Annotated in this window: 12 protein-coding genes; 3 read left to right on the top strand and 9 right to left on the bottom strand. The window is 53.6% G+C overall.

All coding sequences use genetic code 11. From position 1 onward, the window contains the following. Nucleotides 1–61: 61 nt before the first annotated feature. Complete coding sequence (locus FHS17_RS11150; RefSeq protein WP_167278479.1) at nt 62–1,273, bottom strand: acetyl-CoA C-acyltransferase; 1,212 nt, start codon at nt 1,271–1,273, stop codon at nt 62–64. A gap of 1,008 nt (nt 1,274–2,281) precedes the next feature. On the opposite strand from FHS17_RS11150, the gene FHS17_RS11145 reads away from it, so the two are divergent. After that, nucleotides 2,282–2,515: a hypothetical protein gene (locus FHS17_RS11145; RefSeq protein WP_167278478.1), complete on the top strand. Its 234-nt coding sequence runs from the start codon at nt 2,282–2,284 to the stop codon at nt 2,513–2,515. On the opposite strand, the gene FHS17_RS11140 is transcribed toward FHS17_RS11145, so the two are convergent. Together FHS17_RS11140 and FHS17_RS11135 are read right to left on the bottom strand one after the other, a co-directional pair. Beyond that, the gene (locus FHS17_RS11140) at nt 2,486–4,906 is read right to left on the bottom strand and encodes a 3-hydroxyacyl-CoA dehydrogenase/enoyl-CoA hydratase family protein (protein WP_167278477.1); all 2,421 of its coding nucleotides are present in this window, start codon (nt 4,904–4,906) and stop codon (nt 2,486–2,488) included. The genes FHS17_RS11145 and FHS17_RS11140 overlap by 30 nt on opposite strands. 333 nt (nt 4,907–5,239) lie before the next feature. Continuing rightward, nucleotides 5,240–7,486, bottom strand: a complete 2,247-nt coding sequence (locus tag FHS17_RS11135; protein WP_167278914.1) for a (Fe-S)-binding protein — start codon at nt 7,484–7,486, stop codon at nt 5,240–5,242. Between the two features lie 263 nt (nt 7,487–7,749). Here FHS17_RS11135 and FHS17_RS11130 point away from each other — a divergent pair, with 263 nt between their 5' ends. Further along, complete coding sequence (locus tag FHS17_RS11130) at nt 7,750–8,565, top strand: electron transfer flavoprotein subunit beta/FixA family protein (RefSeq protein WP_167278913.1); 816 nt, start codon at nt 7,750–7,752, stop codon at nt 8,563–8,565. 1,047 nt (nt 8,566–9,612) lie between these two features. Then, a complete protein-coding gene (locus FHS17_RS11125; RefSeq protein ID WP_167278476.1) occupies nt 9,613–10,593 on the top strand; it encodes an electron transfer flavoprotein subunit alpha/FixB family protein in 981 nt (326 codons plus the stop codon). 503 nt (nt 10,594–11,096) lie between these two features. Here FHS17_RS11125 and FHS17_RS11120 read toward each other — a convergent pair. The 6 genes from FHS17_RS11120 to FHS17_RS11095 all read right to left on the bottom strand — a co-directional run bounded on the left by FHS17_RS11120 (nt 11,097) and on the right by FHS17_RS11095 (nt 15,235). After that, nucleotides 11,097–11,768, bottom strand: a complete 672-nt coding sequence (locus tag FHS17_RS11120) for an SOS response-associated peptidase (protein WP_167278475.1) — start codon at nt 11,766–11,768, stop codon at nt 11,097–11,099. A 70-nt stretch (nt 11,769–11,838) separates the two neighbouring features. Further along, nucleotides 11,839–12,690 (bottom strand): helix-turn-helix domain-containing protein, encoded by an 852-nt coding sequence (locus FHS17_RS11115; protein ID WP_167278474.1) that lies wholly within the window; start codon nt 12,688–12,690, stop codon nt 11,839–11,841. Nucleotides 12,691–12,879: 189 nt separating this feature from the next. Then, nucleotides 12,880–13,557: a hypothetical protein gene (locus FHS17_RS11110; protein ID WP_167278473.1), complete on the bottom strand. Its 678-nt coding sequence runs from the start codon at nt 13,555–13,557 to the stop codon at nt 12,880–12,882. Nucleotides 13,558–13,684: 127 nt separating this feature from the next. Then, complete coding sequence (locus FHS17_RS11105) at nt 13,685–14,137, bottom strand: flavodoxin (protein ID WP_167278472.1); 453 nt, start codon at nt 14,135–14,137, stop codon at nt 13,685–13,687. A 37-nt stretch (nt 14,138–14,174) separates the two neighbouring features. Next, the gene (locus tag FHS17_RS11100) at nt 14,175–15,029 is read right to left on the bottom strand and encodes a hypothetical protein (RefSeq protein ID WP_167278471.1); all 855 of its coding nucleotides are present in this window, start codon (nt 15,027–15,029) and stop codon (nt 14,175–14,177) included. Nucleotides 15,030–15,073: 44 nt separating this feature from the next. Next, on the bottom strand, nt 15,074–15,235 hold the full coding sequence (locus FHS17_RS11095) for a hypothetical protein (protein WP_167278470.1): 162 nt from the start codon (nt 15,233–15,235) through the stop codon (nt 15,074–15,076). Between the last annotated feature and the right edge of the window lie 667 nt (nt 15,236–15,902).

The raw sequence follows: 15,902 nt of genomic DNA, 5'->3' as shown, positions 1-15,902 counted from the left end.
CCTTAAGCTCTCCTTTCAGTTGGCCTTCCTGCTTCCTCCACCTTCGCTCTATCGCGCTATGCTATGCGTACACTTCGAACACTCCTGCCGCACCCATGCCCCCGCCGACACACATTGTGACTACCCCAATACCTCCGCCGCGTCTCTTCAGTTCATGAATAAGCGAGACCGAAAGCTTCGTCCCTGTGCAGCCGAGTGGATGGCCAAGTGCAATCGCACCGCCGTTCACATTCACACGCTCCGGGTCGATGCCTAGCTGCTCAATAATCGGTACACATTGGGCGGCAAAAGCTTCATTCAGCTCGAAAATATCAACGTCATTAACCGTTAAGTTAGCGGCTTGAAGCGCTTTTGGCACGGCCTCGATTGGGCCAATGCCCATCACTTCCGGGGCTACCCCTGCAACACGGTAGGTGCGGAAAGCAGCCAAAGGCGTCAGCCCAAGCTCCCTCGCTTTTGCCCGGCTCATCACAATGACTGCCGCTGCGCCGTCGCTCATCTGCGAGGAGTTACCTGCTGTTACCGTTCCTTCCCTTGCAAAAGAAGGCTTCAGCGGAGCAAGTGTCTCCGGTGAAGTCTCTGTGCGGACTCCTTCATCTGTGTCGAAGGTGAAGGTTTTTTCGATTGGACGTCCAGCTGCATTCACATCGGATCGTGTAGCGGTTACCGGTACAATCTCGTCCTTAAAGCGTCCTTCCTGGATCGCCGCTGCCGCCTTGCGATGACTCGATGCTGCGAACGCATCCTGTGCGGCACGCGTGACGTTGTAGCGACGGGCCACTTCCTCGGCGGTATGGCCCATACCCATGTACACTTCCGGCATGGCATCTACTATGCCCGGATGAGGCGACAGCTTGAAGCCAGTCATTGGTACATGGCTCATGCTTTCCACGCCGCCAGCCACCAGGATGTCGGCTTCGCCTAGGCGAATACGTTCCGCCGCATAAGCAATCGACTGCAGACCCGATGCGCAGAATCGGTTGACCGTTACGGCTGGCGTTGTCACAGGAAAGCCTGAATAAAGCGAGATGATCCTCGCCATATTCAGCCCCTGCTCTCCCTCCGGCATCGCGCAGCCGATGATCACATCCTCGACATCCGCTGCGTTCAAGCCCGGTACCCGCTCCAGCGCCGCCGTCAGCACGGCCCGTCCAAGATCCTCGGCCCTCGTCTCCGCTAAACTCCCCTTCTTCGCCTTGCCGACCGCGGTACGCACCGCGGATACGATAACGGCATCGCGGTCACTATCCACAAACTTGCCCGCTGCTCCCATAAGCGTCCTCCTTCTTGTTGGCGCTGCGCGGTATTCACACGCAGCGCCGTGTCATTCACCGGCCGATTCACTCCGAACGGCTTGATGCGTTGCAGATAAGATCCTCGCGTGGCCTTATTCGCTCCACGGTCCGCGTTTTCGACTACCCTTCTGCTTGAGTTCGGGAGGATAAGGCCCTCTCTGGGCCTTATCTCACTCCGAACGACTTGGTGCGTTGCAGATAAGACCCTCGCGGGGCCTTATTCGCTCCACAGTCCGCGTTTTCGACTACCTATTTGCTTGAGTTCGGGAGGATAAAGCCCTCCCAGGGCCTTATCTCACTCCGAACGACTTGGTGCGTTGCAGATAAGACCCTCGCAGGGTCTTATTCGCTCTACAGTCCGCGTTTTCGACTACTTTTCTGCTTGAGTTTGGGAGATAAGGCCCTCCCGGGGCCTTATCTCACTCCGAACGGCTTGGTGCGTTACAGATAAGACCCTCGCAGGACCTTATTTGCTCCACGGTCCGCGTTTTCGACTACGTATCTGCTTAGCTCTTGAGAGATAAGGTCCTTTAGGGACCTTATCGTTCTTCGGATGAATAGGCCCCTAAAGGGCCTTAAGTACTTGGAATGGAGCGTTTACTGTTGCTTTTCAGCGTGGATCCTGTGTGTTAAGGTCCCTCAGGGGCCTTAACGTGCTCCAAACAGTGAACTTCAGGGTACTTAAGGTCCCTGAAGGACCTTAAGTATCTGGAAGCTAACACTTCTCTCCCCTTTACTGCCTGGATTCATAGAATGGCGTTGACCTACGTTGGAATTACTCCAGTAAAAGTCCAGCAGAAGCTCGTATGACGCACCTACGTTGGATTCTCTACAGTAACATTTGCCCGTTCAGACCATCCCCGCAGAGAAGTTACTGATTATGCTGGATGGAATCCACTGTAGGGCTAGTTACTTGTTGATAGCGCGGCATTAGGCTGTACGAAATACAGTCTGGGTCAGGAATGAGCTTTGAAGTTAGCGTATATATGAGTGCAGATTTGAGTGTGAATATGAGTGTTGATAGGAATGTAGATGTAAGTTTAGATGTAAGTTTAGATGTAAGTGTGGATGTAGATACGAATGTAGGTGCGAGAGTAGGTATGAGAGTAGGTGTGAATGTTGCTAGGAGTGTGAATGCGAACGTACCTCTGAGTCTGGCATGGGCTCAGGCAATTCCGCGCCTCACCAGCCTAGTTCCGCAGCGGCTTGCCGGTGGTTAGCATGTGGCTCATGCGATCCTGCGTCTTCTGTTCGCCGCAGAGACTAAGGAAGGCTTCGCATTCTAGATCGAGCAAATATTGCTCGCTCACTTCTGCTCCTGGCGCGGCATCACCGCCGGCCATCACATGAGCGAGCTTATTACCGATCAGCGCATCGTGCTTGCTGATTTGGCCACCGAGCAGCAAGCTGTGCACGCCCATGCGCAGAACTGCTTTGCCTTCGCGGCCTGCCACACGGACGCGTGATTCCGGTTGCGGCGTATAGCCCGCACGGTCAAGCTCGAGCACGGCCCGCTTGGCCTCAGCTATGCGGGCATCCTGCCGCATAATGACACTGTCCTGCGGACGCTTCAGTCCAATGCGGCCAACATCAAAGCCGCTTGAGGAGGTGCGAGCCATCGCGACCGTCTCGAACAGGGTGTTCAGATGCGGCTGAATTTCGCCGCCTCCAGCACGCGCTGCTGCCATAACGGCGGCTTCCTTCGAGCCGCCGCCCGCCGGGATCAGGCCGACACCGGTCTCGACGAGGCCAAAGTATGTTTCCGGCGAGAAAATAATCTGATCCGCCGGTAAACAAGCCTCGACACCTCCGCCAAGCGTCATCCGATGAGGGGCGGCGACGACGGGGCGGTCTAATTTTTTAATCGAGAGCATGCTGCTCTGGAACATCCGGATGATGTCTTCGACTTCATCCCATTCGCCGTTTTGCGCCTCCATGAGCAGAAGCAGCAGGTTCGCGCCTACGCAGAAGTTGCGTCCATCGTTAGCAATGACCAGTCCGCGCCAGTTGCGGCTTACCTCATCGGCTGTCCGCCTAATGGCTGTCAGTATCTCTCCTCCGATTGCGTTATTCTGCGAGTGGAATTCGAGGCAGACGACGTCGTCGCCAAGATCGATTAAGCTGGCATCTGAGGTACGCAGCACCGTCCTGCCCGCTTCTTTCAAAGCAGTAAGCGATATTTCATCCGGCGATTGTTCCTCTTCGGCAAATCCACTACCACTCGCACCTGAGTAAACCAATCGCTTGCCCTCCTGCACCGCGTAAAAGCTGCTATGACCTCCCGCAATCCATTGCTCCACCCACTCCGGCACCACGTCCCCTTCAGCCTTCATCCGGGCAACGGATTTCTGCAGTCCCAGCGCATCCCACAGCTCGAACGGTCCAAGCTCCCAGTTGAAGCCCCATTTCATCGCTTTATCGATATCCGTGATGGAATCGGCAATGACTCCAACAAGGTTGGCCGAATAGAGCAAAGTCCGCTTAATGGTCTGCCAGGCAAACTGGGCATAAGGATGGTTAGGATCAGTGCCAAGCAGCGCCTTCACTTTCCCACCTGTACCTTTGGCCGCCTTCGCGGCATCTATGATCGGCCCCTTGACCGAGCTGCGCGCCCTATAAGCAAGCGATTGCAAATCTAATGATTCGATCTCACTGCTGCCCTTTGGCCCCTTAATTTTCCGATAAAAGCCGCCTCCACTCTTCTCTCCTAGCCTGCCTGCAGCTACAAGCTGCTCCAGCAGCGGAGGTCTGGCGAACGTCTCGCGCTCCGCAGGATCTGAGCTTTTATCCCGGACGTTATCTACGACATGAAGCAGTGTATCAAGGCCAACCAGATCAAGCATCCGGAAGGTCGCCGTCTTTGGACGGCCCATAGCAGGACCCGTCAGTGCGTCGGCTTCCTCCACCGTAAGTCCGTATCGCAGAACCTCCTCCAGCGTTACGAGCATGCCGTAAGTGCCAATCCGGTTCGCGATAAAATTCGGTGTATCCTTCGCTACAACAACACCTTTGCCAAGCCGCTCCTCGCAAAGCGCAGCCAAGAGAGCTGTAACCGCTGGATCAGTATCTGCCGTTGGCACAACCTCCACCAGCTTCATATAGCGAGGCGGGTTGAAGAAATGTGTCACTGCAAAATGCTGCCGGAACGCCTCACTCCTGCCTTCCACCATCTCAGCCACGGATAAGCCCGACGTATTCGAAGTCACAAGCGTTCCCGGCTTCCATACCGACTCCACTTTCTCAAACAGACTCCGCTTCACATCCAGCCGCTCGACCACCGCTTCCACAATCCAATCCACCTCGGACAAGGCGGTGAGATGATCCTCCAGATTACCTGCCGTAATCCTCGCGGCAAAAGACGGCTCATATAGCGGTGCAGGCTGCGCCTTCACCATACGGCCAATTGCTGCTTGTGAATGGCGGCTCCTCACCTGTGGGGAAGCAAGGGTAAGACCTCGTTTCTCCTCCTCTGGAAGAAGGGTTTGCGGCACTACATCAAGCAGCAGCACACGCATACCGGCATTCGCCAGATGCGCAGCAATCCCGGCGCCCATAACGCCAGACCCAATTACCGCCGCGCGCCTCACTGTACCCGTTCGATTCATCGACATTTGAAAGCACCTCCTAAAAAGAATGACCACGTAAATGGCGTTTTTGGCCATTTGTGGATATTCTCACTTCGTAAGCGTGGACTTAAAGAATGACCACGTAAATGGCCGTTTTTAGCCATTTGTGGATATTCTTACTTCGTAAGCATTGGCTTAAAGAATGACCACGTTGATGGCCGTCTTCGGTCATTTGAAGAAATTCTTACTTCGTAAGCATCAAAAAGAATTGCATTATGAGCGGCTAATCTAATTCAGATTGAGGCAATTCTTACTTCGTAAGCGTAGACTTAGAGAATCGCCACATTAATGGCTACCTCTAGCCGCTTAGAGCAATTCTTACTTCGTAAGCATTGCGGTCTCCCCGCCAAACACGCTTGCTGCAAGCAGCTCTGCAACATCCCTGGCTGACGTTTTTTCATCCGCTTCGAGCAGCTTTAATCCATCTTCCATCATCGTTAAGCAGTACGGACACGCAGAACCGATAATCGTCGGACGCACCTCCAGCGCTTGCGAGACTCTCGCCCGGTTAACGCGCACACCACTTTGTTCCTCCATCCACATGAGCCCGCCGCCTGCACCACAGCACATACCGTTCTCGCGTGAACGTGCCATTTCTTCAAGCTCAACGCCAGGAATGGCCTTCAGCACTTCCCGAGGTGCATCATAGACACCGTTATACCGTCCCAAATAGCAGGAATCATGGTAAGTAACCCGTTCTTTTAACACATGCGTAGGCTTCAGTTGACCTTCCTTCAAGAGACGGGCAAGCAATTCCGTATGATGCTCAATCTGTATGCTTTTTGGCAGACCGAAGTCGGGGTATTCCTTAAGGAAAGCGTTGTACGTATGTGGACATGCCGTAACGATCCGGGTTACCCCGTAACGAGCGATGGTCTCGATATTTTCGCGGCATAACTCCTGGAATAAAAGCTCGTTGCCAATCCGCCTTGCGGTATCACCCGAGCTCCGTTCCTCCAGACCTAGCGTAGCAAAGGACACCCCAGCCCGGTCCAGCAGCCGCACAAGATCATAGAGCACGCGCCGGCTGCGTGTATCGTACGCCCCCATCGATCCTGCCCACAGGAGGAACTCCGGCTTGGCGGCTCCTTGCTTTTTTATCTCCTGCATCGTCCGGACACGGATGCCTGTGCGGGTCTCGCAATCATAGATCCATGCTGCACGTTCCGCTCTTGGCAGCCCCCAAGGATTACTTTGGCGTTCAATATTTTGCAGGGCGCGCTGGCCGTCGAAGGGCATCCGTCCTTCCATCAGCACGAGATGGCGGCGCATATCGATAATTTTGTCGACATGCTCATTACCAACAGGACACATTTCCTCACAGTTGCGGCAGGTCGTGCAAGCCCACAGCTCCTCTTCCGTCATCACATCCCCAATCAGCTCCAGCTCTTCCACCTTCATGGTCTCCCGAACACCCCAGGCCTGCTTTTGCGCCGTCATTGTTGGAATAATGGAAGTGACACTGCCTTCAGGGCTTTCTTCCCAAATCGGAATAACCGCGCCCATCACATGGGCTCCTGCCAACTGCCCGCCCATAGCTGACGGGATCCAAGGTGACTTCGACGTAATGGCAGCTCCTTTTTCCGTCAGGTGATCACGAAGCTTAGTCATCAGATGCATCGGCGACAGCAGCTTGCCGGTATTCGAGGCAGGGCACACGTTCGTGCAGCGGCCGCATTCGACGCAGGCGTACAGATCGAGGAGTTGTTTTTGCGTAAAATGCTCTACCTTCCCCACACCAAACGACTCCGCATCCTCATCCTCCAAATTAAGCGGCACAAGACGACCTACCGGCGCGTTCCGCCCCAGCCACAAATTAACGGGAGCCGTTATGAGGTGAAAATGCTTCGACTGCGGCACATACACAAGGAAAGACAGCAGCACCAGTAAATGCATCCACCAGAACAGCTCATAGCCGGCTTCCGCTGCGATACCTCCTGTCGGCATGCCAAGCTTCCCGATCCAGTCCGCAAGTACGGAGGAAACAGGTGCGTAACGTTCAGCTACAGAATGAGCGTCCCCTGACAGCCGCTCGAAGGTTAGGGTCAGCAGAACGGTAAGCATCAAGCCGCCAATAAACCATAGAACAAGAGAAGGCTTCCAGCCTCTCTTCAGCCTTGGCAGCTGCTCGACATACCGGCGGAATGCCCCGTATAAAACAGCAAGGAAGACAAGGGAAACGGTCAACTCCTGCGACCAGGCGAACTGTCCGTAGAAGGGAAACGGTATCGGGTGACCGCTGAGTTTTTTCCAGATCAGATCTGCCGCCCCAAACTGCAGGATAATAAAGCCGTAGAAGTAAATGAAATGCATGACGCCGCTTCTAAAATCGCGCAGCAGCTTGCGATGCCCAAGTACTTGACCTGCTACGGAAGAACGGCCTTTCTTCTTGTGTCGCTCATCAGCCGGTATTTCTTCAAGCGGAGCCGCCCGGCCAAGCTTCATATACCCGACTCTGCGCAGTACAACGGTTGCAAAAGCAGCCGCAGCCAGCCCTGTTACTACAGCGAAAAATATCCATCGAACTCCCGTTGTTACCTCATCTGCCGACCACCAATCCAGCATGCTCATACGCGCTTCGCCCCCTTTTGCAGCCCTTCATTCGGACAAGTTCATAAGCGCTTTCTTTCAAAATACCGCGGTGCTCCAGTATATGAGCCCGTTAGCATGAACATGCGCCCCTTTCGCCGCTTTGGACGGTCTATTTGGCCGTGTTGCCTCATATCGTAGCACTGATGGAAGTTGGGTAAGCCGAGCCTTGCGTCTTCGGATTGTTAGAGTGATGAAGAGGTTAGAATTACAGTTTTGAAGGAGGTTATGCTGCGGTGCTGAACATTGTCGTTCTACTAAAACAGACGTTTGATACGGAAGAAAAAATCGCGGTAAAGGATGGCGCGATTTCGGAGGCAGATGCCAAACTCGTCATTAATCCTTATGACGAATATGCCCTCGAGGAAGCGTTGCGCCAGCGGGAGCAGCATGGCGGTGAGGTGCGTGTTGTCTCCTGCGGCGGAGACCGGTCGGAGGAGGCGCTGCGTACAGCGCTAGCGATGGGCGCGGACGAAGCTATTCGGCTGGATATTGCTACCGTGCCGGGAGATGACAGCTTCGCATTGGCTGCTGCACTCGCGAAGGTGATCGAGCCGCTGAAGCCGGACCTGCTGCTGGCCGGCTTATTCGCCGTCGACAGCGGCTCCGGCAGCGTTGCGCTCCAGGTCGCGGAGCGGCTTGGGCTGCCGCATGCTTCATCTGCGGTGAAGTTAGGCATTGTTGGACCGGATGAGGCTAAGGCATCCGGTGAGTTGCCGCCAGGAGCTGCAGCGGCGGCACGGTTCGCTGTCGTGGACCGCGACGTGGAAGGCGATACGGAGACGGTCGTTATCCCGCTGCCCGCGCTCGTCACGGCGCAGCAAGGCTTGAACGAGCCGCGCTATCCGTCGCTGCCGGGCATTATGAAGGCGAAGCGTAAGCCGCTCGCCAGGGTGGCGGCGGCCGCGAGCGCAGACGAAGGCGCGAGAACAACACGCGTTGAGCTTTTCCCGCCGGCGCCACGTGCGGCAGGCCGGCGTATCGCCGGAACGCCTGGCGAGCAGGCGCTCGAGCTGGTCCGCCTGCTGCAAGCGGAGGGGCAGCTGCCACAGTAGGTGTTGGTGCGACGGGATTGTAGCGCTCGCTTGGTGCATGCCACCGTTAATAGTTAAGTCGATTAATCGGCATTCAGTTTGCGGGAAAAGACCATTTGGGCGACAACATTGCTGCTGTGGCAATGGGTAAGGTCCCTTAGGGACCTTACCATGGCTCGCGCAATGCTTTTTCAGCTAGTTAAGATCCCTGAAGGACCCTATGATCGCGTAAACAGACCACTTTGGCGGTAATATTGCTGCTGTGGCAATGGTTAAGGTCCCTAAGGGGCCTTAACGCGGCTCACGCAACGCTTTTTCAGCTAGTTAAGGTCCCTGAAGGACCCTATGCTCGGGTGAACAGACCACTTTGGCGGTAATATTGCTGCTGTGGCAATGGTTAAGGTCCCTTAGGGACCTTAACGTGGCTCGCGCAACGTTTTTTCAGCTAGTTAAGGTCCCTGAAGGACCCTATGTTCGCGTGAACAGATCACTTTGGCGGTAATATTGCTGCTGTGGCAATGGTTAAGGTCCCTTAGGGACCTTAACATGGCTCGTGCAACGCTTTTTCAGCTAGTTAAGGTCCCTGAAGGACCCTATGCTCGGGTGAACAAATCACTTTGGCGGTAATATTGCTGCTGTGGCAATGGTTAAGGTCCCTTAGGGACCTTAACATGGCTCTCGTCACGTTTATTCGGGTACCCTGAAGGACCTTAACCTCGCGGACACAGGCTACTAGTCAAGCGTCCCTCCGTGCAATGCCAGAGATAGTGATAAGACCCTGTCAGGGTCTTATTGCCCCATTCTTCTACTGGTTCCACTCAGATAAGACCCTGTCGGGGTCTTATCTCGACCTTACAGCCGAGAATACATCGAATACTAGAAGAAACTAATGATATAAGACCCTATGAGGGTCTTATTCAACACAATGACTACCCGATCTGAGGCAATAAGACCCTCGCAGGGTCTTATCCTCCCATGAAGACAAGTGACTAAATAAAAGGTTACTTTAGCAACGTTTGAGTTCTGAGTGAAGCTGCAGTTATAACTGCAACAAAGGAGGAATTACGAATGGGAAGAACAATACTCGTCTTCGCCGAGAGCCGGGACGGCAAGCTGCGCCGTGTGGCGCTTGAGGCGCTTGGCGCAGCCCGGCGCCTCGCAGGCGGAGACGGCTCGGTGCATGCCGTCCTCGCCACAGCCGGCGGCGCGGCCGATGAAGCGGCCGAGCTGGCTGCGCGAGGGGCGGACGTCGTCCATGTCGCGGACGACCCGGCCCTTCGCGCCTTCGCGCCCGAGGCGTACATCGCCGCCTTGCGCGCAGCGATGGAGGCGGTACGGCCGGACGCGCTGCTGCTCGGCCATACCGCTATGGGGCGCGAACTCGCGCCCCGCGTGGCCGCGGCTTGCGGCGCCGGCCACGTCGCTGACGTGACCGCCATCGATGAAACTGATGGCGTATTCACGCGGCCGATCTACGCTGGCAAGGCGTTCGAGCGGCGCAGCTTCACCCCGGGCCAGCCGTGGGTCGTCACGATCCGGCCGAACAATTTCGAGCCGGCCGAGACCACGGCTGGCGAAGCCCAAGGCACCGTGCAGGCGCTGCCATTCACGGTGCCGCCGCTCCTGACCGCCGTGCGCTCGCTTGTGCGCCGCGCTGGCGGTCAGATCGATCTCGCCGAAGCCGACGTGGTCATCTCCGGCGGCAGAGGCGTGCGCAGTGCAGCGGGCTTCGAGCCGCTGCAAGAGCTAGCGGGCCAGCTCGGCGGCGCAGTTGGCGCCTCGCGCGGCGCCTGCGATGCCGGCTATTGCGGTTATGCCCTGCAGATCGGGCAGACCGGCAAGGTCGTTACGCCGCAGCTCTATATCGCCTGCGGCATCAGCGGCGCGATCCAGCATTTGGCCGGCATGAGCCAATCGCGCGTAATTATCGCTATAAACAAAGACCCCGACGCTCCCATCTTCAGCGTCGCTGATTATGGCATCGTCGGGGATCTATTCGAGGTTGTTCCATTATTAACAGATGAGTTCCGCAGAACGCAATCTGGTTAATCATTCTGTAAGTTAATCATCCATCAAGTTAATCACTCTGTCAGTTAATCATTCTACAAGTTAATCGCCCAACTCTAACGAATCCTCAGTCGCTTATTCCGCCCCAAACGCCGCTCGCGGAATTCTAACGAATCGTAATAATGCTATTTTCGTGATAATGCCCACCAGATTCACCTAAATCACCAAATAGCGATATGAGGATTCGTTAGATTCCAAAAGCTGCCCCAAATGGGTAAATAACGATACCAGGATTCGTTAGCCTACCCAGACCAGTCCGATGGGCTATGGGCTAGTCAGACGGCCTGGTTACTGCCTACTCAGACCAGTCCGATGGGCTAGTCAGACAACCTGGTTAACCGCCTACCCTGCCCAGTCCGACGGGCTAGTCATACGCCCTGATTAACCGCCTACTCAGCCCATTCCGATGTCCTAGCTAGCCCAACTAACCTGCTCCACCAACAAAAAAAAGGCGCGTCCCCCCAGGGAACGCGCCTTTTCATCATTCAGGCAAAATCCGGACGAATCTCCCGGATACAATCCGGCGACTCATAAGCCTCATCGCCAACCGCGTTCGTCACCGGATAAGCCCGCATCCGGTAGCTGTCCATCGGCTCAAGATGCTTGCGCAGCGAGCGGAAATCCGAAATACGTGGATTGAGCCAGTCCTCAATGCCCTCTTCGTCCATAATAATCGGCACGTTAGGCTGCCATTGCGACATCGTCCCCGAAGCCGGCGCCGTAATCATCGTAAAAGCGCGCACCTCTTGTCCGCTGTAATTCCGCCATACGTCGAAGAAGCCTGCGATACCAAACAATCCCTGATTCGGCACGACGATATGCATCGCACGGGAATCCTTTTCTTTCTGGCCCTTCTGCCAGCCGAAGAAGCCGCTGCAAGGGACAACACATCTTTGCTTCCGAAGCATCCGCTCGAAGAAAGGCTTGTTCGACAGCATCGAGCTGTCCGCATTCACCGAATCTTTTGCCCAGAACGGGAATAGTCCCCATCTTGCATCATGCATCGTGCGCAGACCCCAGCGATCCGTCATTACGATCGACACCGTTTGGGTCGGTGCCACATTAAATCGGTTCGTATAACAGTTAATTAACTGTTCCACCTTAAAAGACTCAATCATATCTCCAACATCTGCTGTAATGGAATAACGTTCTATCATGCAATATAACCCCCTGTGCTTTTTACCCAGTATTTGCTTAAGCACAGGTCGATTATGCGTTAATATCCCATTAATTCGTAAAACGTTTGCGGAATTTAAGCGGCGGCATGCCGGTCTGAGCAGCAAAAAGTCTTGAAAAATGCGGCGTCTGCCTGAATCCGGTCTCCTCTGCCACCCTTGCGATTGGCCAATCTGTCTTGATCAGCAGAAGCTTCGCTTGGTCTAAACGGTAATACAGCAAATATTGCTGCGGCGTACAGCCAAATACCTCCGTCATACAACGGGTTATATAATTGGTATGAAGCTGAAGCGCTTCGCTCAGCATCGTATTCGTAATGATACTTCGATAGTTCATTTTCAAATAAGCGGCAGCCCGCTCCGCAACGGAGACGCCAGCTTTTGCCGCATCCGAACGCCAGCCCTCATCAAGCATCTGCAGCAAGTGAAGAAAACGCTGCTGACGCTCCCAGAAAGCGCCATGCGAAGAGCTTTGCGCTGCTTCATGCAGCTGGGAGAACAGAAGCTTCGCTTCGTCCGGGAACGATAAATGCATTTTTTTCGGCAGGCGGATGGCATAGGTGTAATAATCTCCGCGCAGCGAGCCTTGCTGACTTCCTTCGGTTTCCTCCCAGGCCCCAACGGTCTGAAAATGTACCCAGTCAAACACTGTATCCTCTTGGCAGGGCTTATAGGAATGATGCCAGCGGTCTGGCCGAAGAATGAGCACATCCCCCGCATTAAGCGTCCACCGTTTGTCCTCCTCCGCGATATAAAGCGACCCCTGCTGGACAAATAACAGATCAAACACGCCTAGATTCGTCCGGTTCGGATGCTCCTCCCCCGCGTGATAGGTTCTTCTATTTGACTCTATGAAAAACGGCAGCGGCGGCGACCGAAAAGTCAGCAGCAATTCCTCCGACACAAAAACCTCTCCTCGTTGTCTAGTTGTGTGTGTATGTATGCAAAAAATCCTTAAGGCTATTGCCATGTTACATAAATCAACCCTATTTGTCTACAATATTCGACAGATGCGCAAGAAGTCTCCTCATCCCTGTCATTCTATGAAAAAAATAGCCCTGCTCCTCTATTAGAAGAGCAAGGCTATTATCTTTTACATCATAACGGCTTCAGCTGTCTCTGCCGGCCTTATGCATTCTTCCAAAAACGGACAGCGGCGGCATTCTGCCGATCCTTGTGTTTTACGAATTTGCATCGGCTCCGAAGCCACCTCAGGCATTAAGCTTGTAACAAGCTTCATGTAATCAATTGATCCTTGGAGCGATTCTGACGATGGATTCGTCACGAGCCTATTGCCGCTTAGTACAGACAACACCTCGATTTGCATAGGCAGCCTGCCAAATGCACTCGCGCAAAAAACAGTCGTCAAATGCTGAAACAAGGCAATCATATCCTCGTCCTCATCGACGATATATTTGCGCACCATATAATCAGACGGTTCTCCATCCTCAGTTCTAAGCACAAGCTGCAAAATGTGCATCAGCTCCACCTGAAGCTCCTGCACGAATACTTGATGCTGTTCGAACAGGATAAGGGGGGAGTCGCTCTTATTTTCCATTAATAATAAATGAAGGCCATCGAGAAGGCGCTGCTTAATTGACCAATAATGCTCTTCCGACTCAAACTTGGATATTTTGTTCGTCCACCAGCGCTCCAGAGTTGCGGGGATGGAGAACCAGGGCCGCTCCATCTCTGGCGTCGAATAAAAAGCATTCACCACATGGCTGACGGCAAGCTGAGAAAGCTGCATCCAGTTCACTTCCGTCTTCATTGACGGTACGGCACCCTGCCGTTTTATGTATCGGTAAGGGCATTTTAATAACTCTTCCAGCTTATAATCCTCGATGATCGTTCCTTTTGCTATCGCGCTAATAGCCGGTCACCTCTTCCAGATGGATCTAATTCAACGCCGGCACAGCGCCTGCAACCAGTCGCCCAGCCGCTTGGCATTTCGTCAACTCTTCCTTCGACGGGGTGAACTCTACCTTCACGCCCTCCGCTACTAATTCCGCGCCCAGCTCCTTCAGCTTCTCCTCAATCGTATCAACCGCTCCGCAAAAGATCGGGTAGGATGAGTCTCCTGAGCCAAATACAGCAGCCTTTCGCCCGCTTAGATCAAGAGCGCCCATCGCTTCATAGACATCAAGGAATTCATCAGGCAATTCGCCGTCTCCCCAGGTATAGGCTCCAATGGCAATGCCGTCATATTTTACAAGCTCAGAAGCTGTCGCGTCAAAAACATCCCGCAGGACAACTTCAGCCCCTGCTTCTCTTGCCCCAACGGCAACCGCACCTGCCATCTCTTCGGTGTTCCCCGTCATACTTGCATAAAGTACAATGACTTTCGCCAATCTCCCGTACCTCCTATTTCCCCTGTAAGAAAGTAATTTAAATATCTAAATATTGAATGCCTTGAAATAAGGTCGCCATATACAGCCTTCCATCATGAAGCTCTACATCCGTCACAGGAACTCCAAGCTTAACCGAGAGCAGCGAGAAATGACTTTGAATCTGGCTGAGCCGGAATAAACCGTGATCCGTACACACATAAGTATCGATACCAATAGAGACGACGGAGAAAATAAACTTGCCGCTGAAGCGGATTCGGTCGAACCGGCCTCTTTTATCCCCAACCAGCAGCTCTCCCTTATCGCTTGCCCCAATTAGGTACCCTCGAAATACAGATAGGCTTGTAACCGCACGATTCAGTTCGAACTCCGCCCATTCATCCATAAACCGGTCATAGAGCGAAATACCGCTCTCATGAGCAACAACTAGGTATTGCGGCAAATTCATAAAATCATACACCCGTTTTTCCGGACAGGCGAACTTTTGCCATTCTCCGCTAATCTCCGCCCATAGCCCGTATTCCGTCGCCGCATAACCGGTCCCGCCTAGCAGGCGATATTGGGAGCAAGGGACAGCTAGTCCCGTATCTACCCATTCTTCCTCATCGAACACATACAGCCCTTCGCTCGTGCACGCATGCAGGACACCGCTGTGCAGCTGGAGCCGGTTCACAGTGGCATTCTCCGGCATTCCGACACCCAGCTTGTTCCACTCTCCAAATTCATTGATCTCATACACTCCGTAACCAACAGAGGCAGCAAGAATGGATTCCTGGCCCACCCGCACGGAGGAAAAGGGGAACAGCATCCAGTTCCATGGCTTCCCCTCGTGATTAATCACTTCTTCTGTTTGCTCCGGCTGCTGCCCGTTAGCGTTAAATCGACTTTCCTTCATTATTGAACCAGCTCCAATGCTATGTGATGCCTTATCGATTAGGCTTACTTATTATGTTCTTTCCGTTCTTGATCAGCTGCATGAATCGTGATCGACTTCACCGTCCATGGGCTGCTTACCCGCTCCTCATGTTCTCTACTTTGGTTCGGCTTATTTTGCGTCATCGACTGTCTTTTCTTCACAACCATTTCATACAACAAACCCAATGTCAGAACCTCCTTTATGCTGCACCTAGGCCTCTGCCCGATAAGTAATTGCTACATTAGTTACAAGCTGCATGCTGTCTAGCAACGCTCCAGTTTGTCCTCTTGATCTCTGTCGACTATCCACTGGGACCAAACTTCCATTATATGCTATTGATAATGATTATCAGTATCGTTATATTCATGATAACCATTCTCAATGGCACTGTCAACTGTACCCAAGTACCTATTCCTATCGGCAATTATTTCGACGCGAGAAGCAGCAATGCATATAGCGTGACTACTCCCGCTCGCAATTGCTGTGCGTAATGTTACAATGTATGCCCGCTCCCGCCAAAATATCTGTCTTCCTGACAAATTTCATTAAGAACTTGTCAGCCAGGCTGCATTTTATGCAGTATAATCACCGCTATCGGGTGACGTACGCGTGCTGCGTTGCATTTCATACAGTCAATTTGCCACACTCAGCACCTGCCGTGCTCGTTCGGGCTGATAATACTGTATAAAATACAGCCGAGGCACTAAAGCCCGCCTCCAGGGCGAAGTGTGCTGTATAAAATACAACACAGCCCATGGGTTTGGGGTTTGGGGTTTGGGGTTTGGGGTTTGGGGTTTGGGGTTTGGGGTTTGGGGTTTGGGGTTTGGGGTTTGGGGTTTGGGGTTTGGGGTG

The organism is Paenibacillus lupini (assembly GCF_011761355.1).
Classification (GTDB): domain Bacteria; phylum Bacillota; class Bacilli; order Paenibacillales; family Paenibacillaceae; genus Pristimantibacillus; species Pristimantibacillus lupini.
Note: the sequence above shows the minus strand (reverse complement) of the source record. Positions and strands in the feature narration are given on the sequence as shown.